Genomic DNA, 23001 nt, shown 5'->3' on the forward strand with positions numbered 1-23001 from the left:
ACAAATCGTTTAAAGATAACCACTATCGCATCAATAACTCATTGACGCGCTTCAGATAAGCGGCTGGATCTTCTAATTGACCGCCATCAGCCAAGAGTGCTTGATCAAAGATAACCTGTGCAAGGTCGTCAAACTGCTCGCTACCCTCAAGCTTTTTGATGAGTGGGTGATCAGGGTTTACTTCTAGCGTCGGCTTACTCTCTGGTACATCTTGACCCATCTGCTGTAGCATTTGAATCATCTGTGGAGACAGCTCACCTTCACCGACCACCAGACATGCTGGACTGTCAACCAGACGCGTTGAAACTTTGACATCTTTTGCGCGATCGCCCAATGCTGTTTTAAGCTTGTCGACGACTGGCTTCATGGTTTCTTGCGCCTTTTCAGCTTCCGCCTTTTCTTCGTCGTCTTGCAAGTCGCCCAAATCTACCGCGCCTTTGGCAATATTCTGTAGCGGTGTCTCATCGAACTGGGTCAAGAAGTTCATCGCCCACTCATCAACGCGGCTGGTCATGAGGATAACTTCGATGCCTTTTTTCTTAAACAGCTCAAGCTGCGGGCTGTTTTTGGCAGCGGCCAGATTGTCAGCCGTTAGATAGTAGATGGCCTTTTGACCGTCTTTCATACGTGCTTTGTAGTCTTCAAAGCTGGTCTCAACCTTATCATTGGTGCTGGTAGCATAACGCAGCAATTTGGCAATACGTTCTTGATTGCCCATGTCCTCGCCCAGACCTTCTTTAATGACATCGCCAAACTCGCTATAGAACTGCGCAAACTTCTCTTGCTTGGCTTCATCTTCACTATTGGCAAGGCTTGCGAGCATAGTCAAGACGCGGCGTGCGTTACCATCGCGGATAGATTTTACATCGCGCGACTCTTGCAATAGCTCACGGCTAACGTTCAACGGTAAGTCTGCTGAATCAATCACCCCTTTGACAAAGCGCAGATACATTGGCAATAGCTGCTCGGCGTCATCCATGATGAAGACGCGTTTGACGTACAGCTTGAGACCATGTTGCTGCTCACGGGTATACAAGTCCATGGGTGCTTTTTTGGGAATGTACAACAGCTGCGTATACTGTACACGACCTTCAACACGGTTGTGCGTCCACGTGAGCGGTGCATCCATGTCATAAGTGATGTTTTTATAGAAGTCGGCGTACTCATCCTCTTCAATCTCAGACGCTGAGCGTGTCCATAGCGCACTGGCTTTGTTGATGGTTTCCCACTCATCAGTCAGTACCATTTGTCCACTAGCTGGCGTGTCGTCGCCTTCCTCGACCTCGTCTTCTTGCCAGACTTCTTTACGCATCTGAATCGGCAAACTAATATGGTCTGAGTATTTATTGACCAAACGCTTAATTTTGCCGCGATCTAGATAGTTATCTTCACCTTCGGTATATTCTTCTTTTAGATGCAGGATGATACTGGTGCCGCGCGCTTCTTTGGTAATGGGCTCAACGGTAAAGCTTCCAGTGCCATCAGATACCCAGCGCACGCCTTTATCAGCCGTCTCACCTGCTTTACGTGACTCAACACTGATGGTATCTGCAACGATAAAGCCTGAGTAAAAGCCAACCCCAAACTGTCCAATCAATTGACCGTCTTGTTTTTGTGATTCAGAGAGCTTGTCCAAGAAAGCTTTGGTGCCCGATTTGGCAATCGTTCCCAAGTTTTCGATGGTATCGGCTTCATTCATGCCAATACCGTTATCGGTAAAGGTGATGGTTTTGGCTTCCTCGTCGACGGCAATACGAATTTTTAACTCACCATCATCTTCGTACAGGCTGTCGTCATTGGTGGCTTCAAAACGCAACTTATCACACGCATCAGAGGCGTTTGATACCAGCTCACGGACAAAGATATCAGCATTAGAATATAGCGAATGCGTCACTAGATGCAGCAGCTGCGCCACTTCCGCTTCAAAAGTATGTTTTTTTAGTTCTGGATTATTCTCATCAACTATGCGGGTGTCGTTTTTTGGCTCACTCATAAAAAACTCCTTTAATTTATGTCAAAACTTATTATTAAACAGCAGTAATCAAACCAAAGTCACTCAAGTCAGCATCAAATAGGCATCAGAGCGTTTGGTTTTAAATAGCGCTAGGCTGTTACTACTAATAGGGGCGCGGAGAAATATTTCAAGCTCAAAGACTTGTTTAAACAAAAAACACCGCCTTAGTGTCCTAAGGCGGTGTCGTTATACAATGAATGATTTATTTTTAAAATCTAGGAATTACAAGCAGCTAGGCAGATGACCAGCAGGATCTGACTCGCGGGCTGCCATGGCATCTTCTACGGTCATACCAAGTGCCTTGGCAACGCCTTCGCCATATGCAGGCTCACACCAGTTGCAGTTACGGATATGACGATACTTAATAAAGTCAGGCGCATCACCCATATTTCTGGCGGTGTTTTCAAACAGTACTTGCTGCTGCTCATCATTCATCAAGTTAAACAACTCACGTGGCTGGCTAAAGTAATCGTCATCGTCTTCACGGAAATCATAGTGTGCTGCATCGCCGTTGATCTTGAGTGGTGGCTCAGCGTAATCAGGCTGCTCTTGCCACTGGTTAAAGCTGTTTGGCTCATAGTGTGGACGACCGCCATAGTTATCATCGACACGCCCTTCACCATCACGATGGTTGCTCATCACTGGGCAACGTGGCTTGTTGACAGGGATTTGCTGATGGTTGACACCGACACGATAGCGCTGAGCATCGGCGTAGTTAATCAAGCGGTTTTGCAGCATTTTATCTGGCGAGACACTAATGCCTGGCACTAAGTTACTTGGCGCAAAAGCTGCCTGCTCGACATCGACAAAGTAGTTATTCGAGTTTTTATTGAGCTCAAACTCACCTACTTCAATCAGCGGATAATCCCCTTTTGGCCATACTTTGGTCAAATCAAACGGATGATAAGGTACTTGATCCGCTTCCTCTTCAGGCATGATTTGCACATACATCTTCCACTTAGGGAAATCACCATTTTCGATGGCATTAAATAAGTCTCTTTGATTGCTCTCGCGATCCATACCGACGACTTCTGCTGCCTCAGCATCAGTTAAGTTTTTGATGCCTTGCTGCGTACGGAAATGAAACTTCACCCAAAAGCGCTCATTTTCTTCATTCCAAAAACTGTAAGTATGCGAGCTGAAGCCATGCATGTTTCTATAAGATGCTGGCAGGCCACGATCACTCATCAAAATAGTAACCTGATGGAATGCTTCTGGTAATAGCGTCCAAAAGTCCCAGTTATTGGTTGGTGAACGCATATTGGTACGTGGGTCACGCTTAACCGCTTTGTTCAAATCTGGAAACTTACGGGGGTCACGCATAAAGAATACTGGCGTATTGTTACCCACCATATCCCAGTTGCCCTCTTCGGTATAAAACTTCAGCGCAAAGCCGCGAATGTCACGCTCAGCGTCAGCAGCACCGCGCTCGCCTGCAACCGTACTAAAGCGCGCAAACATCTCAGTCTGCTTGCCCACTTCACTAAAGATTTTGGCACGGGTGTACTTGGTGATGTCGTTGGTCACGGTAAACGTACCAAAGGCACCAGATCCTTTGGCGTGCATACGGCGCTCTGGAATCACTTCACGCACAAAGTTGCCTAGTTTCTCGTTTAGCCAGACATCTTGCGCCAATAGTGGACCGCGCTTACCTGCCGTGAGACTGTTTTGGTTGTCAGCGACTGGTGCGCCATTACCCATCGTTAATTGGGTCGGTGCATAGGGACATTTTTTATCGCTCATGTCGTTGCTCATAGTGATACTCCTTTGAAAAGCAATTGGATTAAAGTACAAATTCTATTCTGAATAAGCTTCTAGCAGTAGCTCTAGAATAGTCGTCAGTTTGTTTGAATAACGGTGAGTCTTTTTCATAGTAATCTATTAGTGCAATCATGTTGCCTTGTTAAATACTATTACAACTGATTTTGATAAATTTGCATAATAAATTAATCACATTCTTTTGTTTTGTTTTTTAAAACATAAGCCGCTGCATGATTGATTATTAAAAACGACTTAGCTATCAAAAACCACAGCAACTGAGCTAACCAACCATCATCTAGCCAGCCATCATAAGACTACTCACTAGCGCGGCATCGGACGAATCGTAAGAATTTGCTCGCTACGACCAAACGGGCCATGTACATCATGCAATACCGCACTGGTGAGCCCTATACCGTCGTCGCCATACTGCTGCACAGCTTCGATACCTAGCCATTTCCCTTGTGGCGTGCGATGCATATGAATTTGCAAATCAGTATTGGGGAACATCCATTGCAGCTCTGACAATCCTAGACCAAGTCTTGGCACCACGCCGTTGGCGGTATCTACCATACCCAATAGATGCACCAAATCATCGGTGGTTTCGCCCTCTACCATCTCGATGTCATTGGTTATCCAAACCATACCTTTGCCTTCGCGACGATCGGGAGCAGCGACAAAACGCACACTTTCGATAAAACCGCCCGGCCAGCCTTTCATATCATCCCAAACGGCCAACTCTTCTGGCTTGTTCACTGCCTTTTGATCCTCAAGCCCTGCAATCTCGCTAGTATCCTGAGTCATCAGCCGCCACGCACGAGCAATAATGCAATCACGCCCGCGACTACTCATCACCGCCTCCACAAGCTCAATCGTCTTGCCCGGTCGAATACAGCGGGTGGTAATCGTAAACTCATCGAGCGGAATCAGTCCTAATATATCCAGACTAATACGCGCGATGCGCATGTTGTTTTGCGGCGCAAACTGGCTCAGCTCTGCTGTGAGTACACCTGTTGCTGATGCCATATGTTGCTCATGCTCATTCCAAGCGCCTTGCGCATGCTTGGTTGGCTGATAGTGTGCAACGCAGACACCGTCTTCCTGCTGTTCACGTTTGATAAAGTTGTAATAAGCTGACATGACCTTCCTTAGTGTTTTATCAATCCTTTCTCATTTACCCAGTACTTTTGGACTATCCAATACTTTTTGAAGGTTATGAGAAATCGTTATCGTTGTATGAAAAAATATTATTAGGTTTTATTATTGAAAGAAAGCATGCATATTCAACACGCTCTATTTAGTAAGCTCTTGTTTTCTCATCCTAAGAAGCTGACGACTTTTCAGAGTAAAAAACAGCAAAATACCCATGATGACAACGAGTACTCCATAAAAAAGACTGTACTCTTTCATAAAGTGCGCTATGTCTAGTCCAAGCATCATCGCCAATATGCTAATGACAAACATATTGATATTTAATTGCTTATTGACTTCTTTAAGGCTAGCTTCTGCCAATACGAATCTTTTTCGCTGTTTTTTCATCCTATCTTACCTATTCCTACTGTGCTTATAATAGTAGATGGCTCTATAACTCATTATATCCTACTTTACTTACCCACTTGCGTGACTGGAATACGTAAGGCTTTAGGCAGGCTAAAGGTCACGTTTTCTTCAATACCTGACAGCTCACTTGGCAAATCGCCGCCCCAATCCTGCAACTGTTGCAGCACTTCTTGAATTAAAATCTCAGGCGCTGACGCACCAGCGGTGACACCGACATTTTGTACCCCATCAAACCATTTATGATTCATCTCACTCGCATTATCAATCAAATACGCGCGGCAGTTCATGCGCTCGGCCAATTCACGCAAGCGATTAGAGTTAGACGAGTTTGGTGAGCCGACGACCAACACTACTTCACAGCGACCAGCTAAGTCTTTGACCGCATCTTGGCGGTTTTGGGTGGCGTAGCAGATATCATCTTTGCGTGGCCCTTGGATACTAGGGAACTTGTCCCGCAGTGCATCGATGACGCGCGCTGTATCATCCATCGAAAGGGTGGTCTGGGTAACAAAAGCCAAGCGCTCAGCATTTTGTACCGTCAGTTTTTCGACGTCTGCTTCGTTTTCGACCAAATGGATTTGACCGCCATGACGGTGGTTAAAACGCCCCATGGTGCCTTCAACCTCAGGATGTCCAGCGTGACCAATCAATACAGCATCCATCCCCCCTTGGGCAAACTTCGCTACTTCGATATGCACTTTGGTGACCAAAGGACAAGTTGCATCAAACACAGTGAGATCACGGCGCTCAGCCTCATCTTCGACCGCTTTTGAGACCCCATGTGCAGAGAAAATAACGATGGAGCCATCCGGCACTTCATCGAGCTCCTCGACGAATACTGCGCCGCGATTGGCAAGATCTGAGACCACAAACTTATTATGTACGACCTCATGACGGACATAAATAGGAGGTTCAAAACGTGTCAATGCTTCGTTCACAATCGCAATCGCACGGTCCACACCAGCACAAAACCCACGTGGATTGGCAAGATAAATTTGCATAAGAAGGCCTATCATTAGATAATTTAGAGTCAAAAGTTTACAATAATGCGAATACCCTACTTTAGCATAAATTGCCTTTATTACCGTTTAAAATACCGTCGTCTCGGTCGTAATACGGTAAAGTAGGTTTTAGGATCTAAAATCAATTTATAATTAAACGGATAATTCACAGGCATGCATGATTTGTATCATCCTACATGATGTCTTTTTTTCATTTTACCAGCCCTTACTCGCTCACTCATCCCATTAGGATACACTGTATGACAGGTTCATTATTTATTATTACTGCCGCCTCTGGTACTGGCAAAACATCACTGGTTAAGCAGCTATTAGCCACCACCAACGACTTGACTGTCAGTGTCTCCCATACCACTCGCGATCCACGACCTGGCGAGATTGATGGCCATCACTATCATTTCACTGATGTCGCATCATTTACAGCAGGAGTCGATGAGGGCAAGTTTTTGGAGCATGCAGAAGTATTTGGGAACTATTATGGTACCTCAGAGCAAAGCGTACGAGCACAGCTAGATGCGGGCATTGATGTCATCTTAGAGATTGACTGGCAAGGCGCTCTACAGGTCAAAAAAATATTTGCCGATGCCATTACAGTTTTTATTTTACCGCCAAGCCTGACAACGTTACGTCAACGCTTATCATCTCGTAACCAAGATACTGCCGAGGTCATCGAACAACGTTTGGCTGGCGCAGTGACCGAGATGGAGCAATATGTACACTTTGATTTCGTCATTATTAATGACAGCTTTGAGGTTGCATTAACAGAGCTAAAGGCCATCATAGTCGCTGATAGACAGACTTTAAAGCGTCAGCAGCAGCGCTATCATCGCACCATCACAACCTTGCTGAATAATAAAGCACTCGATTAGATAAATATTATTCAATTCAAATAGGCTAGGCATAAAAAGCAACTGCGCAACTGTACAAAAAATGCTATAATGCCTAGCTATTCCCCTTTATGTTTTTGATATTATTTTTATTGAGTGGCGGACACAGCTCACCACTAATAAAAACAACCGAGGTAGCTATTTATGGCACGAGTGACGATTGAAGATTGTTTGGATAATGTTGATAATCGCTTTGAGCTGGTTTTAGTTGCCAGTAAACGCGCCCGTCAATTGGCCAAAGGTATCGCTGAACCAATGGTTGATGTCGATAATGACAAGCCTACTGTTTTGGCACTGCGCGAAATCGCTGCTGGCAAAATCACCCGTGATATTCTAAATCAACCAGAGCACAACTTTGCAACCAGCTCACTAGATTTAGCATTGTCAGGTGACCATAGCTTTTAAAGCCACTCAGGCATCAGGTTGGTTTTTAGGCTGATGATATTGTTTCCTTAAGATACTGTATCCTTAAAATATTGTCTCCTCAAAACACCACCAAACTTATATTCCAATTCAAAAAACCACAGTTCATGCTGTGGTTTTTTGGCGTTTAAACCTGTTATTTTTCTAAACGACTGTCAACTTTTTTATATTTGCTCTCTGTAACTATCAGAATTTGCTTAGCAGGGTTTCAATTTTTTTGAGCTGCCCAATCGCTTAGTAGTTGACATTGAGAGCAATTTACGATTAATTAGAGGGTGGCCTTGCAATAATGAAAGGTCACCTTCACAGACAGCTGTTGCAATATCAACATCTATTAAAACCTTACTCTTAACAAGCGCTTCTTCACTAGCAATTCTTGAAAGCAACGAACTATAGGATCATCCCTCTATGAGCCAAACCTTACCCAAACTCAGTCATCCTCTGGTTGACGAAGCTCAGTATGATTTGCTGCGTTCAGTTGGGTATCTTGGCGCAGCAGATCGCCGTGATATTATTGATGCGTGCAAGTTTGGTGATATCGCTCACATAAAAGATAAGCGCAAATCAGGTGAGCCCTATATCACCCATCCGATTGCGGTTGCTGAGATTTTAGCAGGCTTCCGCTTAGATCGAGACAGCATCATAGCTGCGATTTTGCATGATACCGTCGAAGATACGGATGTTAGTGATGATGAAATCGAACAGCGCTATGGTAAAGTTGTCGCCACACTGGTCGATGGTGTGACTAAGCTAAAATCATCCAATCATGATAAGCAACAAAACAAAGCCGCTACCTTTCATAAAATCCTAACCGCAACCCTCGCTGATCCACGCGTATTAATCATCAAGCTTGCTGACCGCTTGCACAACATGTCTACGCTTGATGCGGTACGTCCAGAAAAGCAGCGCGCGACCGCCCAAGAAACGTTGGACTTTTATGTGCCATTCGCACGTTTGATGGGGCTCAATGATATTGCTGATTATATCGAAGTGCTTTGTTATCGTAACCTTGATTCTGAGATGTACAACAAGCTGTCTGACAAGCTATTGCAGCATGGGCTTGGGCGCAACTTCCAAAGAGAGTCCATTCACCGTTACCTCAGTATTGTCCTCAGTAATTTAGGACTAAACGGACACGTAAAAGTACTCGATAATCGCGTGGTGATATATCGCCAGTTTTTCCGTAATCGCGGTGAAATCAACGCATTGCTACGCCACTATGCTTTTGAGATTGTGCTTGATAGCATCGAAGAGTGTGACAAGCTCGCTTACTACCTGATAAAAAAATACCAAATAGAGAACTCTCATATTGAAGACAATATTCGTCGCCCTCTGCCAGGTGGTAACCAATCACTAACGCTGATATATGAGCGTGACAGCGATTTTGTGAAAGTTACTATTTTGACCAAAAAAATGCAAAATGCTGCACGGCTTGGAGTCATTGGTGCTGAGCATGCCTCCGATGTCAGTCGCTCAGTCATCCAAGCATCGCTGCGCAATATGAAAGAGTTGGTCGATGAAGATACCTTAGATGAAAACAACCCAGATTTTACAGCGGCTGTCTCACAATTAATGAGCTGATGGACTACCTACACCCTAGCAAAATCATCTGCTATAGTCCGCAAGGCCGTGCTTATGAGCTATCACAAGGTGCCACAGCGCTGGACTTTGCTTATGCTGTTGGGCCTATGGTTGGTAATGTGGCTGTTGGCGCAAACATCGATGGTAAAAAGCCAAGCTTGGTACGGTGGTCAAAAATGGCCAACAGGTTGAGATTGAAGTAAACAGCCACTCTGAACCAAAAGCGGAATGGCTAGGATTTGTGGTGACCAATAAAGCACGTGAAGAGATACTGCGCTGGTTTAAAGACTTATCGACCGCCGATAAGCAGCATCATGGTCAGCAAGCATTGGATCGTGCGCTAAAAACCTACCAAAAGAGTCTCGACGACTTAACAGATAACGACTGGAAGAACTTGATCGAATGGCGAGGCGTACCAGAAAAAGACGCATTATTTCAACAAATAAGCTCTGGTACTCTACTGCCACAGCTCGTGGTGTCACGCTTATTTAGCGACGAAGTCAGCACTCTACAAACGCAACAACAAAACAATGGCATGACACAGGCGCAGCAGCTAATCGCGAACGCGACAGGCGTCGAGCTTGATTTTGCCAATTGTTGTCATCCTATTTATGGTGACCCAATTGTAGGCCATTTATCACGGCATGGCCTGGTCGTACACCGCCACAAATGCTTTTCGCTAGACGATATTCGTAAGGATAACCCTTATCAAGTCATACAGCTGCGCTGGCGTGACGATAAAACGGTCAAAACGAATGAGGCAGATGCAATCAATGGTAAAAACACTGGAGAGATTCGTTTCCCAGCTTATCTAAAGCTTTCTATCGCTCTCAGTGATGAGCAAATCAGTGAAGTCATCTATCATTTGCGTCAGCTCAATATCGGTGTCGAAAAGGTCGATGTGCGCAGTACTGATACTATCGTCCATGTCATCGTCCGTAGTCGCAATCACTTAGCACAAGGCATTCGTGACCTGCGCTCATTACTAGGCTTCCCAAATATCATACGATTGTATCAACTATAAAGATGATTACTACTTTCACTTGTTTGTTCGTATGACGGCTAACAACCCCTATTTAACTTTGCTTTAAAAGTTTAGAATACCCCTCACTCATCTGCTACCCAAACATTCAGCAGATTAAAATAACACAAGAACGACAAGGATAAATTATGACTCGTCAAACCATCCAAACTGATAACGCCCCTGCAGCCGTTGGCACTTACTCACAAGCGGTCAAAGTTGGCAATACCGTCTATGTTTCAGGTCAGCTTGGTTTCGACCCTCAGACTATGGAGCTAAAAGACGGCTTTGAAGCGCAAGCTAAGCAAGTGTTCGCTAATTTAAAAGCGGTTTGCGAAGCAGCGGGTGGCAGCTTAAATGATGTGGTTAAATTCAACGTGTCTTTAACTGACTTAAGCGACTTTGCTGTCCTGAATGAGATATTCGCTGAAAACTTGAGCGAGCCTTATCCTGCCCGCGCAGCTGTACAGGTCGCCGCACTGCCTAAAGGTGGCGTGGTTGAGATTGAAGCTATCCTGTATATTGAGTAAACAGACGTATTTTTACTTAACTCTCAAGTTATTAAGTCAAAAAAACTCCAAAAAACATTTCTAAAGTAAGCCCAAATATAGCTATTTGGGCTTACTGCTCTTATCTCTACCAATGTCATGATCTAACTATAGTCAAGGAATTTTAAAATTGCTACAAGGCGACCGACCGCAGGTAGTACATTAAGTACATCTAGGGCGGATAACACCGTAGCGGTTTAAAAGTGCTCCGACTATATTTAAAAGCTATAGGTGTATTTTATGTTGGTACAAGTTGCTCTACCCGTGCCCCTTTATCGGGTATTTGACTATAGTGTACCGGCAGATACTAACGCTTTATCAAGCCCCTCTTTACCGCATATTGGGTGCCGCGTTGAGGTGTCATTTGGTCGTCAGACCTTAATCGGCATCGTGGTTGCTCATATCTCTGAAACTGACAGTAGTGTACCTATCAAAAAGCTAAAACCCATTAATAAATGCTTGGATGCTGAGCCTATCTTAGATGCTAGCATGCTCAAGCTTGCTCATTGGCTTGCCCGTTATTATCACTATCCACTTGGTGACGTCCTAGCCGTCATCTTACCAAGCCTAGTTCGTCAAGGAAAACCACTAGATCTTCTGATCACCCACTGGCGAATACTGCCCCACATTACCGATGACGACTTTCGTGCCAACGCAAAAAAGCAGAAACAGCAGTTTGATATGCTTAAACTACATGGCGAGCGCGGTGCTAGTGAGGATGTACTGTTATTAGAAGGCATGCAGCGGAGCTTTTTAAAAACGCTAGAAGAAAAAGGTCTTATAGAGCGCTATATTCAGCCCAAACAAGCACCCTCACCTGTCAAGCTCGCAAAAATGCCGCTTGATCTCAATGATGAACAGCAGCTTGCCGTTGCAGCCATTGTTGCTGCCCATGAAGCTAAACGCTATACAGGATTTTTATTAAACGGCATCACTGGTAGTGGCAAGACTGAAGTCTATCTACAAGCGATGCAAGCCGTATTAGAAGCTGGTAAACAGGTTTTGATTCTCGTACCAGAGATTGGACTGACACCGCAGACGCGTGCACGCTTTGCTAGCCGTTTTGCGGCTCAGATTGTGTTGCTCCATTCAGGCATGAGCAATACCCATCGCTTGCAAGGCTGGCAAGACTGCCGTACTGGTCATGCACAAATCATCATCGGGACACGCTCAGCGGTGCTGTATCCTTTCACAGATTTAGGCCTCATCGTCGTCGATGAAGCGCATGATGGCTCTTATAAGCAGCAAGACACACTGCGTTATCATGCTGCCGACGTCGCGCTTTATCGTGGTCTGCAATACAACATTCCAGTCGTGCTCGGTACCGCAACCCCTTCCCTTGAACATTTAAAATTAGTCGATGATGGCAAGCTGGTAGAGTGTCAGCTGCTTACTCGCCCTGGTAATGCAAAGCCTGCAACGATGCAGCTGATTGATGCGCGCTTGCAAAGTACCCATCAACAAACAACCGATGACGGCACGCGCTATGATACAGGTTTAACCGATGCACTCATTGGCGCGATACGGCAAACGCTTGAAGCTGGCGATCAAGTATTGATATTCTTAAATCGTCGCGGCTATGCCCCTGTCTTATTATGCGAGGCTTGCGGTTGGCAGGCAGATTGCCCACGCTGTGATGCGCACTTAACGGTTCACTACAATAGCCAAGCTCAGCAGAGTAATTACTCAAATAGTTCATATTTGAAATGCCACCACTGCGACTGGCAAGCCTATATTCCAAAAGTTTGCCCTGATTGCGGTAGTCAAAATTTAGATGCTAAAGGCATGGGCACCACAAGGCTGAGCGAAAACTTGCACGCTATTTTTGCCAATCCACAAACCAGTAAAGAGCTGTATCCGATTATCCAAATCGATCGCGATACCACAAGGCGCAAAGACAGCTGGGAGAATATCTATCAGCGTATCAATCAAGGCAATCCTGCCATCTTAGTTGGCACACAGATGGTCGCCAAAGGCCATCATTTCCCCAATGTTACCTTGGTTTGTTTGCCCAATGCTGATCGCGGTTTTTTGTCCGCAGATTTCCGCTCGCCTGAACATACCGCACAGCTAATGATTCAAGTAGCGGGACGTGCAGGACGCGGTGATAAAGCTGGGCGCGTGTTGATTCAAACGCTGCAACCAGATAATGAGCTATTATTAAAACTGGTGAAAGATGGTTATCTCTCCTTTGCGCGTGAATTGCTGCAAGAGCGAAAGATGATGGGGCTGCCGCCTCATAGCCATGCCGCGCTGATACGTTGTGAAGGCAAGACCCTTGTTGCTACCACCCAAGCACTCAAGGATGCGGTTATTAATCTGCCTCATGGACACAACCTTGCAGTACTTGGTCCTATCGATGCGCCGATGAGTAAAAAGAACAGCCGCTATCATGCACAATTGCTGCTCTTAGCCAAAGATAGACAGCAATTACATCATGTATTAAATCAATGGTGGCAGCCAGTACTTGCCATGCCAAGCGCCAAATATCTTAAGCTTACCTTAGACATAGACCCTGTTGGTTGGTAGCAACCCCTACCATAAACTGATAACGATTAAGATAGGCTTTCTTGCCTTTTTAACGCCTAGTTACAGCTTAGAGGTCTTAGATATGCTAAATTCTTTGTATATCGAAAAAGTATGACGCTTACTAATGACGTGACGTACGCTCTTAGACGTACTTTTTTATAGAGCACAGCCTTATAGGCGCGCTCTATATATTAATTAACTTGCTTCTATAATCTTGAGTGTTGTTATGAGTCCAAATGATTTGAACCCTGAACAAAATAGCAGCCCCAATCAAACAAATGCTAATCCTCAGCACGCTTCTGAGGGTACTGGTCATCCTGAGAGTCAACAGAAAGACAGCAAAATAAAGAACTATACCCATGGTAATCAAGACACTCACGATCACGACGAGCATTTAGAGGTCACAACGGCACCGCGAGACACCAAAGGCTATCAGCGCACGCTGCTATTTAGCTTTATTATCATCACTGCTTATATGTTCATCGAGGCGATAGGTGGCTGGCTCACTGGTAGTTTGGCGCTATTATCCGATGCAGGCCACATGCTAAGCGACGCCATAGCACTTGGCGCAACCTTGATGGCATTCAAAATCGGTGAAAAGTCTGCCACCCATCAAAAAACTTTTGGTTATAAACGTTTTGAGATTTTGGTCGCTACCGTCAATGGTGCCACTCTCGTCATTATCGCTGTCATGATTTTTTATGAAGCCATTAAACGCTTTAACTCACCGACTGACATTGCTAGCGAAGGTATGCTCATCATTGCCACTATTGGCATGTTGGTCAATATTTTGGTCGCTTGGCTCATGCACCGAGGTAGCCGTACCAAAGCAGATGAACACCAGCACAGCCATGACTTAAGTACAGAGCAAGCATCATCTGACAGCGCGCAAAATTCGCGCAAAAAGAGATCTGAAGAGCCAGTTAACCTCAATATGCACAGTGCCTATTTGCATGTATTAAGTGACTTGATGGGTTCTGTTGCCGCTATTGTCGCCGCTTTATTAATGATTGCGTTTGGTTGGATATGGGCGGATGCGGTGGCATCAGTGGTGGTTGCCATACTGATATTAATCAGTGGTTATCGCGTGGTACGCGACTCGGTACATATCTTAATGGAAGGCACGCCAGCAGACATATCACTGGTTGAGGTCGAGCAAAGGATGGTAGCGCATCCACAAGTGCACAAGATACATGATCTACATGTGTGGAGTATTACCAGCGGCCTAAATGCCTTATCTTGTCACGTTGTGGTCGATGGTGAAATGAGCATTTACGAGTCTAGTTTACTGATCGCTGATCTGGAACAGCGCCTCTTAGACCTTGGTATCGACCATGCTACTATTCAGGTTGAGAGCCTGTTACATTCGCATACTCGAGCACATGGTGATGCACTGGTCTGTGACATATTAGAGCGTCCTTCTGAGGGTAACAATCATATTGGTCACAACCATTAAAGTAGATGGGTTTTGTGACAGATTATCTATGAGCCATTAGTCTCACTCGTTACTGGACGCCAGTTCGCTATCACACAAAATCCTTATATTTACCCTCTTATCCTTCACTACCCTTCACGACTATTTAAACAAGATTGACTCTCTCCTAACATATTTTTGCATCAGCAATTTTAAACAAATTAAACTTAAAGTGGTTTATGTGTTTATAATAACTATCTATTTACCGATCATAAAAGACCATTCGCGATACTGATTGACTTTGGCAAGCAGTCTTATTAGTATTTTTTATTTTATCTATCGAAGATATACCACTATGTCTAGACGCTCGGCACCTTTTGTCGCCCCCGACTATATCGACAACCCTACTTCAAAGGATGGCAAAAAACACGCCAAAGTTTTGCTATCAACACTGCAAGAAGACATTGCCAGCTTTCGTGATGAGCAGTTTCCGCCTGATATTTTGCGCCAAATTCGTGATATGCCCATTTTTGAAGGCAACTTAGCAGAAGTCCAAGCCTACCAACAACGCTGGCAGCCTCTTATTGAGCGCGCGATGGCTTTTTATCCAGCCGCTTATCTGCCACCCGACTATTTACCATTACCAGCCAGTCTTGAGATACCGCAGTTCATATATCATGTTCAGCGTCTACATCTGACCAAGACCCGCGCCAAAGAGTCCAAAAGCTTTGGCTCAGTGGGAGCACTGACTGATAAATGTGGTGATTATAGTGCTGATGAAATTGCGCGTATGTCAGCAGTGTTTGATCATGACGACGAGGCGCGTTTGGTGGCACATCGTGAATTTATTGACTTGCGTGCCTATGTCTTTTGCCGTGACAATAAGGGCGAGATGTTAGAGCCTGAGCGAGTACGCTTTTATCGTACTGGACTCATCGTCCATGCCCTACCCAATTTTAAAATCGTCGATAGCAGGCAAACACCCCGTAAGCGGCGCAACGATGCGTACAGTAACCCAATAGCAGATAATGGGGTTTGGAAGATTTACCGTAAAAAATGAATAACGACACGCTATAGTTTTAAAGGGCTATGGTTTTGAATTGATTGCTAAGGATGTTATATGTTCGCTGCCGCTGCCGGCTCACCAAACTTAATGCTACAGGCCACTATCTTTTTGGGTGCAGCGCTACTTTTTGTACCACTGGGTAAACGCTTCGGCATAGCCACGGTACTCGGCTACCTCATTACAGGCTTGATATTGGGCCCAAGTGCACTGGATGTAGCTGGTGATGCTGAAAGCTTGCTGCACTTCTCTGAGTTTGGGGTGGTGATGCTGTTATTCATCATCGGCCTTGAGTTGCAGCCATCACGGCTCTGGGCATTACGCCGCTCTATCTTTGTGCTTGGTGGTTTGCAAGTAGGACTTACTGGCGTGCTGTTAATGGCGATTTTATACCAGTTCTTCTCTCTACATTTGGACACTGCATTTATCGTTGGCTTTGGTCTAGCCCTTTCTTCTACTGCCTTTGTGCTACAAATTTTGACCGAAAAACAGCAGCTCTCCAGTACCCACGGCCGTGAAGCTTTTACTATCTTGTTATTTCAAGATATTGCCGTCATTCCCTTATTGGCTGTGATTCCGTTTTTATCTGGCGTACGTGAGCAAAGTTACGATCTCATTTACTTCGGTAAAGTCTTTGCCGTTTTTGCTGGGCTTATCTTTGCCAGTCGTTACGTCATCAGGCCATTTTTTAAGTTTGTCGCATCCAGTGGCGCCTCAGAGTTGCTCACTGCAGTAGCGTTATTTATCGTCATGGGTGTGTCAATTTTGATGGGTCAAATTGGCTTATCTATGGCGCTTGGCGCATTTTTGACTGGCGTGTTATTGGCTGACTCTGAGTATCGTCATGAGTTAGAAGCCAGTATTGAACCCTTTAAAGGCTTGCTACTCGGTTTGTTTTTTATGTCAGTAGGTATGCTGACCGACATCAAACTCATTATGGCGCACCCGATATTTATTATCAGTTGTGCAGTGGCGTTGATGTTTATCAAGTTTGCGGTGATTACTGCTATCGCAAAAATATCAGGCAATCGCTGGCCCACCAGTATTCGGCTTGGGGTCACCTTAGCTCAAGGCGGTGAGTTTGCCTTTGTCTTATTCAACGTCGCAGCGACTCAAAATGTATTGGCCCCTGAATTAGAAAACACGCTCAATCTTATCGTGACCATCTCTATGGCGCTGACACCGCTGGCCTTCTTATTATTAGATAAAGTCGGTGAGCCTTTATTTGCTAAGAGTAAACCTAGCCGCGAACATGATACGATTCCAGATCATGAGCATCCTGTCATCATCGCTGGTTTTGGCCGCGTTGGACAAATCATTGGTCGGGTGCTGCGTATGCATAATATTGAATTTACAGCCATCGAACGCTCGGCAAACCGAGTGGATTTTGTGCGTAAGTTTGGTAACCAAGTCTATTATGGTGATCCGAAAAACCCTGAGATATTACGCGCCGCTGGGATTAAACAAGCCAGTCTGTTCATCATTGCTGTGGATGATTTGGAGCGTTCTATCACCACCGCTGAGTATCTGCGTAAAAACTACCCTGACCTGGTCATACTTGCCCGCGCCCGCGATCGACAGCACTATTATCGCTTGCGTGAGGTAGGCGTCCGTCATATCTGGCGTGAGACTTATTTATCCTCACTAGATATGTCGCGTGAGTCATTACAACTGCTTGGTATACCGCCAGATAAAGCACGAGAAACCATTCAAACTTTCCGTGATTATGATGATGATTTAATCGAGCGCCAGCAAGCCATTTACGATGATGAAGCGCGACTGATTGAGTCAGCACAGTCAGCGATGGCAGAGCTTGAAAGTCTATTCGATGAAGACATTGATAAAGCGCGAAAGATGGACTTAGAAGATTTTTACGATGCGCTGAAAGATCAAGCCACACCCGTTGAAGATACTACAAACGATATCGTAACTGATCCTAAAGTTTAGCTCGCCTATCAGTATAGTCAAGGAATTTTAAAATCGCTACAAGGCGACCGACCGCAGATAGTACACTAAGTACATCTAGGGCGGGTAACACCGTAGCGGTTTAAAAGTGCTCCGACTATATTTGATGATGGCTAATCAGCGGGGCAATATGCAGGGGCTTGTTTTTTATTGAGTGAGCTAATGCACTCCCAATCATCATTATTGGGAGTGTGATAAAACACAAAGGTATGATCATTGAGATAACGGGTAGGAAACTTGATATTCTGCATCGTACCGATCACTGCACAGTCATTGCTAGGAATGCCTTCCATTTGTGTTTCAATGCGTAGCCTTACTTGTTGAGTACCACTCACCAATGGCAAACTGACTGGGCACTGACCTGTTTGCTGATAAACCTCATCTACGTGGTCTTGTGCCGTTTTGGTCGCATAATAAGCATCAAACAATATCTCACTCTCTCTTTGCTTAGCGACAATGGGCAAAAACTGCACATTGATAACCATCAATGCGAAAATAAAAAAGCCAAAACCAAGACCCAAGCCAAACAAACTCACTCCGCCTTCGCGGCGCAGATGCGCTTCTTGCGCGGCGGTGTCTTGTGGATAGTCATCAAGTGCATCCGCAATCTCGCGCCGCGCCATTCGATAATAGTACGCATCAGTCCAGCGCGCTACCATAGCTGCCCAAAACAGCCAAATCACTGCCGCAATCCCAATACGTATCGCCATCTGATACGCTTCTGGAATATAAGACATCGCTACAAACTCAAATGTCACTAGGGCAATGGCAATGTTGAGCTGAATAAATGACCAGCCAGCAACGCTATAAACCAAAGCGTCCATATAGCGCTTGCGATATAGCAACCAAGGCAAGGTTATAAAAAATGCTGCCCAATGCCACTTTGGTGACAGATATCCTTGCTTATCAAACTGCTCAAAGCGCTTGAGATAATAATTTTGCGTACGATGGCCTATAAACCATTGATCCAGCTGTTTACGCTTAGCAGGTGTCAGCTTTGCTTGATAAAATGGTGGTGGCGAATCCGTCTCGATAAATAACATTACGCTAGGCTCTGTTGGCTATTTGGGTTTCATACTAGTCATTATTATATGACAACGTTAATCCAGATGCGACGTACTTCTCTATGTCTTATCAGGCATCGTCAGGCCATTGTGAGATTGTGCGTTCACTCTAAGGGCTATTTGACTTATAATACGCTCATATTCGCAACTTATTTAAGTTCTCTTGATCTTATGACTCAAAATCCTCACACCAACAGCCCTTTTGATAGCCACCCTGATAGGGTCACAGATCCTCAAAATACGGATAATACAACCTTGGCCACCGAAGCACTTCCACCGAATGATAAACATAAACGCATCGTGCAAACGTTTATGAAGCGGCGCACGCATATGAACAAAAATGCTGAACAGGCGCTCACAGATCCAGAATTCGCTGAGTATTTGGTCAATAACAGCTTTGGTGATGGCAACTTAGATGCTATCCACGATTTACGCTCGTTGTTCGCTGATAGCCCTAATGGCAGCGATGCACCGCTTACCTTAGAGATTGGTTTTGGGCTTGGTGATTCATTTATTGAAATGGCAGCTGCTGACCCCGCACGCAACTTTGTTGGGATTGAAGTACACGAGCCAGGTATTGGTAAGTGTGCTTATATGGCAGGCACTCAAGGCTTGACCAATGTAAAAATCATCAATGGTGATGCGATTCAATTGCTTAAACAGCTACCAGAAAACCATATCGATCGTATCCAGCTCTACTTCCCTGATCCTTGGCAAAAAAAGCGTCATTATAAGCGCCGCTTTGTCAGTCCTGAACGCATGGCGATTGTTACTCGAAGCTTAAAACCTGGCGGCTGGTTCCATACAGCAACCGACTGGGAACATTATGCTTTTTGGATGGTCGATGTTTTAGATGACTTTGACGGTCTTAGCAATCAAGCTGGTAAAGGCAACTTTACCCCACGCCCAGACTTTCGCCCAATGACCAAGTTTGAACGTCGCGGCTTAGAGCGGGGTCACGGTGTCTGGGATTTAATCTATATCAAAGACTAGACTATCAACCTACTGTTCTGCTTTTCAAACCATTTTATATATCGCGGCTCATCAATGAAGCCGCTTTTTTATGGCTTGCTGATCACAAAACAACCCTGCTACTGCGTGGAACATTGCAATCATTCATTGGCTTTTAGACAATTATTACTCCAGTTCAAAGCAATAAATCTGTTATTATCTGAGCGCTAAATATTTATCATCTGCGCTAACATCGATAGCATAAGGGCTTGGTGAGTTCTCCCCATAAACTGTGGATAACTATGTGGATAAGTGGCGACTTGACACGCATACGACTTGATAGCTTAATGGCTTGGGTAAAATTGGTCATTTTTTGTACAACTTTTAATTACAACAAAATCAAAGACTTAGACTCACATGGTTTATAAAAAAACTTTTTTTAAAATAAATTTTAAATATTTTTTTATTATCTGATGTTTCACAGTATTGGCGTTATATACCGTTATTTTCTGTGGACAACTTTTATTTTTATTGACAATTCTGATATTAAGTGTTCTAAATAAATGTTCAAAATTACTTCTATTTGGCCATTTATCAATATACTGTCTATCAGATACTACACGACACTCAATGTCGTATAGTATGTTTTGCACGCTTCTATGACCCTTGGATTTTGTTATAATTACCTTATCTAATAAAACAGCTGACAATTAAGTTCATTTTGACACAGTAATATTCAGCATTTGTATATTCTTACTGAAGTTTCTTTAGCAAAAATGAGCTTTGTTAGTTTCATACCCTCTTATTTTTATGACACATTATTTATCATTACTGATTGGTAGTGATAACCCATACAGATGTTATGACGACATTTAGTCACTCTAAAACACCATCGATTTATCTTGTTTATATATTTTACTGTATAGTGGATTAATCTATATTAATCTTCATATGATAATGACAGCTTATTAATTTACCACCTTCAAACACCTTAATATTCATTTTAGTACTTACAAGGAATCCATTATGGATGAGAACAAAGCCAAAGCCCTTAAAGCAGCGTTAGGTCAAATCGAAAAGCAGTTTGGTAAAAATACCATCATGCATCTAGGCGATGATTCAGCTATCATGGATGTGGATGTCGTATCAACAGGCTCATTGGGTCTAGACATTGCACTCGGTATAGGCGGCCTACCAAAAGGGCGTATTGTTGAAATCTATGGCCCTGAAAGCTCAGGTAAAACCACCATGACCTTGCAAGCTATCGCAGAGTGTCAAAAACAAGGGGGCACTTGTGCCTTTATCGACGCTGAGCATGCGCTTGACCCTGTCTATGCCCGCAAGCTTGGGGTAAACACTGATGATCTATTGCTTTCTCAGCCTGATAATGGTGAGCAAGCACTTGAAATCACTGATATGCTGGTACGCTCGGGTGCGATCGACATGATCGTTATTGACTCGGTTGCTGCGTTGACGCCACGTGCAGAGATTGAGGGCGAGATGGGCGACTCCCATATGGGCTTGCAAGCACGCCTGATGAGCCAAGCACTACGCAAAATTACTGGTAACGCCAAACGCTCTAACTGTATGGTGGTGTTTATTAACCAGATTCGTATGAAAATCGGTGTGATGTTCGGTAGCCCTGAAACCACGACTGGTGGTAATGCGCTCAAATTCTATGCCTCAGTTCGTATGGATATTCGCCGTATCGGTGCCGTCAAAAATGGCGATGAAATCATCGGTAACCAAACCCGTGTCAAAGTGATCAAAAACAAAATGGCTCCTCCCTTCCGTCAAGCGGAGTTTGAGATTACTTATGGTGAAGGTACCAACCATCTGGCAGAAGTGATCGACTTAGGCGTTGAGATTGGTGCAGTCGGCAAAGCAGGCTCTTGGTATAGCTATGGCGATGAAAAAATTGGCCAAGGTAAAGCCAACTCTGTGCTGTTTTTAAAAGAAAACCCTGCTATCGCGAAAGAAATTGAAGATAAGATTCGTGATGAAAAGCTTGGGTCAAAAAAGAGTGCCAAAGCAACAGATACTGAGGAAGCTGACGCAGCGCTGGCTTCTGAACCTGTACAATAACGGCTTCATTATTCACCGTTATCAATGATCATGACTTGTTATGAAAATTAAAACCTTAGCTGAAATACTCGCTGAATCGGAAACCGATTCAGCGAGTACTCCTCGTGTTAAATCAAAAAATCCTACTACACCTTCTAAGCGTTCTAGCCCATCTACACCATCATATAAAACCAAACAATCCATTAAAACGCGCAAACGCTCGATCCATTCAGACAAAGAGCAATCGGTGTACGATGACTCTATGGTTGATGTAGCACCAAGCGACTCACCTTCCCTTACCCATCAAGACCCTTCTAAGTCCAAAAAGCATAAGAAACGCAAAAAACGTTTTCACCCAGCGGCTAACTTTGTCCCTGAACCTAATGATGTGCCTGTTTATCAGCCACCTGAGGCGCAAAGTATTAAGGAGATGCTGGCTGAGGTTAAGCGTGACGTTCATGATGCGACTATCAATAGCGATGACCAACAAAAAGAGCTCGCCAAAAACACTCAATCAGATCTCGATAATCTACCCTCTGCGCTCAAAGCCTATCTACGCACTCCAGAACAAAAACAAGCTGAGATTGACGCTATCAAAGCGGAAAGTCGCTTGCGTTGGTTGGCGTTTTATTATTTATCACGCCGTGAGTACGGCAAGGCTGAGCTTAAACAAAAACTGCTCGATAAAGAGCAAGATCCAGAAAAAATAGAGGCACTACTCGATGAGTTCGAGGAAAAAGGCTATCAAAGTGATTACCGTACGACACTGATGCTGATTCGTGAGAATATTCGTAAAGGTCGTGGACGCGCTCGTATCAAGCAAGAGTTTTATCGCAAGAAGGTAGAAATGCCAGATAATATCGATGAGCTCATTGATATGGCAAATACAGAGTCTGAAGAGTTTAGCGAGTTTGTTGACGATAGCGAAGATAGCCTAATCGAAGGCGTTGACTGGCTCAAGCTTGCCGTCACAGCACGCACCAAAAAATACGGTGACGACATTCCTACTGAGCCAAAAGACAAGGCGCGCCAGCTGCGGTTTTTACAGTATCGGGGCTTTAAGGGTGACATTTGTTTTCAGGCTCTTAACCATACCTTAGAAACCTTGGACGAACGCTTCTAGGCTTTTATAAACCCAAA

At 44.5% G+C, this 23001-nt stretch carries 16 protein-coding genes and 1 pseudogene; 11 read left to right on the forward strand and 6 right to left on the reverse strand.

Annotated elements, in window-relative coordinates; translation table 11 throughout:
- Nucleotides 1-22: 22 nt before the first annotated feature.
- The 5 genes from htpG to ispH form a co-directional block, all read right to left on the reverse strand.
- Complete coding sequence (gene htpG, locus JMY01_RS10195; RefSeq protein ID WP_201575512.1) at nt 23-1993, reverse strand: molecular chaperone HtpG; 1971 nt, start codon at nt 1991-1993, stop codon at nt 23-25.
- 243 nt (nt 1994-2236) lie between these two features.
- Complete coding sequence (locus JMY01_RS10200) at nt 2237-3769, reverse strand: catalase (RefSeq protein WP_307781400.1); 1533 nt, start codon at nt 3767-3769, stop codon at nt 2237-2239.
- 327 nt (nt 3770-4096) lie between these two features.
- The gene (locus JMY01_RS10205) at nt 4097-4912 is read right to left on the reverse strand and encodes a thioesterase family protein (RefSeq protein WP_201575514.1); all 816 of its coding nucleotides are present in this window, start codon (nt 4910-4912) and stop codon (nt 4097-4099) included.
- Nucleotides 4913-5065: 153 nt separating this feature from the next.
- Nucleotides 5066-5311 (reverse strand): hypothetical protein, encoded by a 246-nt coding sequence (locus JMY01_RS10210; protein WP_201575516.1) that lies wholly within the window; start codon nt 5309-5311, stop codon nt 5066-5068.
- Between the two features lie 65 nt (nt 5312-5376).
- The gene (gene ispH, locus JMY01_RS10215) at nt 5377-6333 is read right to left on the reverse strand and encodes a 4-hydroxy-3-methylbut-2-enyl diphosphate reductase (RefSeq protein ID WP_201575518.1); all 957 of its coding nucleotides are present in this window, start codon (nt 6331-6333) and stop codon (nt 5377-5379) included.
- 260 nt (nt 6334-6593) lie between these two features.
- Between ispH and gmk the strand changes: the two genes are divergently transcribed.
- The 8 genes and pseudogenes from gmk to JMY01_RS10255 all read left to right on the forward strand — a co-directional run bounded on the left by gmk (nt 6594) and on the right by JMY01_RS10255 (nt 17764).
- Nucleotides 6594-7220 carry a guanylate kinase gene (gene gmk, locus JMY01_RS10220; RefSeq protein WP_201575520.1) on the forward strand — a complete coding sequence of 209 codons (627 nt, stop codon included), beginning with the start codon at nt 6594-6596 and terminating at the stop codon, nt 7218-7220.
- Nucleotides 7221-7382: 162 nt separating this feature from the next.
- Nucleotides 7383-7643: a DNA-directed RNA polymerase subunit omega gene (gene rpoZ / locus JMY01_RS10225; protein ID WP_192524480.1), complete on the forward strand. Its 261-nt coding sequence runs from the start codon at nt 7383-7385 to the stop codon at nt 7641-7643.
- Between the two features lie 426 nt (nt 7644-8069).
- Nucleotides 8070-10266 (forward strand): annotated as a pseudogene (locus tag JMY01_RS10230) (bifunctional (p)ppGpp synthetase/guanosine-3',5'-bis(diphosphate) 3'-pyrophosphohydrolase).
- Nucleotides 10267-10412: 146 nt separating this feature from the next.
- Nucleotides 10413-10793 carry a RidA family protein gene (locus JMY01_RS10235; protein WP_201575522.1) on the forward strand — a complete coding sequence of 127 codons (381 nt, stop codon included), beginning with the start codon at nt 10413-10415 and terminating at the stop codon, nt 10791-10793.
- 258 nt (nt 10794-11051) lie between these two features.
- Entirely contained in the window at nt 11052-13340 is a 2289-nt protein-coding gene (locus tag JMY01_RS10240; RefSeq protein WP_201575524.1) for a primosomal protein N', read from the forward strand.
- Nucleotides 13341-13566: 226 nt separating this feature from the next.
- Nucleotides 13567-14796 (forward strand): cation diffusion facilitator family transporter, encoded by a 1230-nt coding sequence (locus JMY01_RS10245; RefSeq protein WP_201575526.1) that lies wholly within the window; start codon nt 13567-13569, stop codon nt 14794-14796.
- Between the two features lie 313 nt (nt 14797-15109).
- Nucleotides 15110-15814, forward strand: a complete 705-nt coding sequence (locus tag JMY01_RS10250) for a hypothetical protein (protein WP_201575528.1) — start codon at nt 15110-15112, stop codon at nt 15812-15814.
- A gap of 60 nt (nt 15815-15874) precedes the next feature.
- Nucleotides 15875-17764, forward strand: coding sequence for a monovalent cation:proton antiporter-2 (CPA2) family protein (locus tag JMY01_RS10255; RefSeq protein WP_201575530.1), 1890 nt, complete (start codon nt 15875-15877; stop codon nt 17762-17764).
- A gap of 131 nt (nt 17765-17895) precedes the next feature.
- On the opposite strand, the gene JMY01_RS10260 is transcribed toward JMY01_RS10255, so the two are convergent.
- Nucleotides 17896-18825, reverse strand: coding sequence for a DUF2628 domain-containing protein (locus JMY01_RS10260; protein WP_201575532.1), 930 nt, complete (start codon nt 18823-18825; stop codon nt 17896-17898).
- 192 nt (nt 18826-19017) lie between these two features.
- On the opposite strand from JMY01_RS10260, the gene trmB reads away from it, so the two are divergent.
- The 3 genes from trmB (at nt 19018) to JMY01_RS10275 (ending at nt 22984) form a co-directional block, all read left to right on the forward strand.
- Nucleotides 19018-19839: a tRNA (guanosine(46)-N7)-methyltransferase TrmB gene (gene trmB / locus JMY01_RS10265; RefSeq protein ID WP_201575534.1), complete on the forward strand. Its 822-nt coding sequence runs from the start codon at nt 19018-19020 to the stop codon at nt 19837-19839.
- A gap of 984 nt (nt 19840-20823) precedes the next feature.
- The gene (recA, locus tag JMY01_RS10270) at nt 20824-21882 is read left to right on the forward strand and encodes a recombinase RecA (protein WP_201575536.1); all 1059 of its coding nucleotides are present in this window, start codon (nt 20824-20826) and stop codon (nt 21880-21882) included.
- Nucleotides 21883-21922: 40 nt separating this feature from the next.
- Entirely contained in the window at nt 21923-22984 is a 1062-nt protein-coding gene (locus JMY01_RS10275) for a regulatory protein RecX (protein ID WP_201575538.1), read from the forward strand.
- Nucleotides 22985-23001 lie beyond the last annotated feature (17 nt).

The organism is Psychrobacter sp. H8-1, assembly GCF_904846575.1.
Taxonomy (GTDB): domain Bacteria; phylum Pseudomonadota; class Gammaproteobacteria; order Pseudomonadales; family Moraxellaceae; genus Psychrobacter; species Psychrobacter fulvigenes.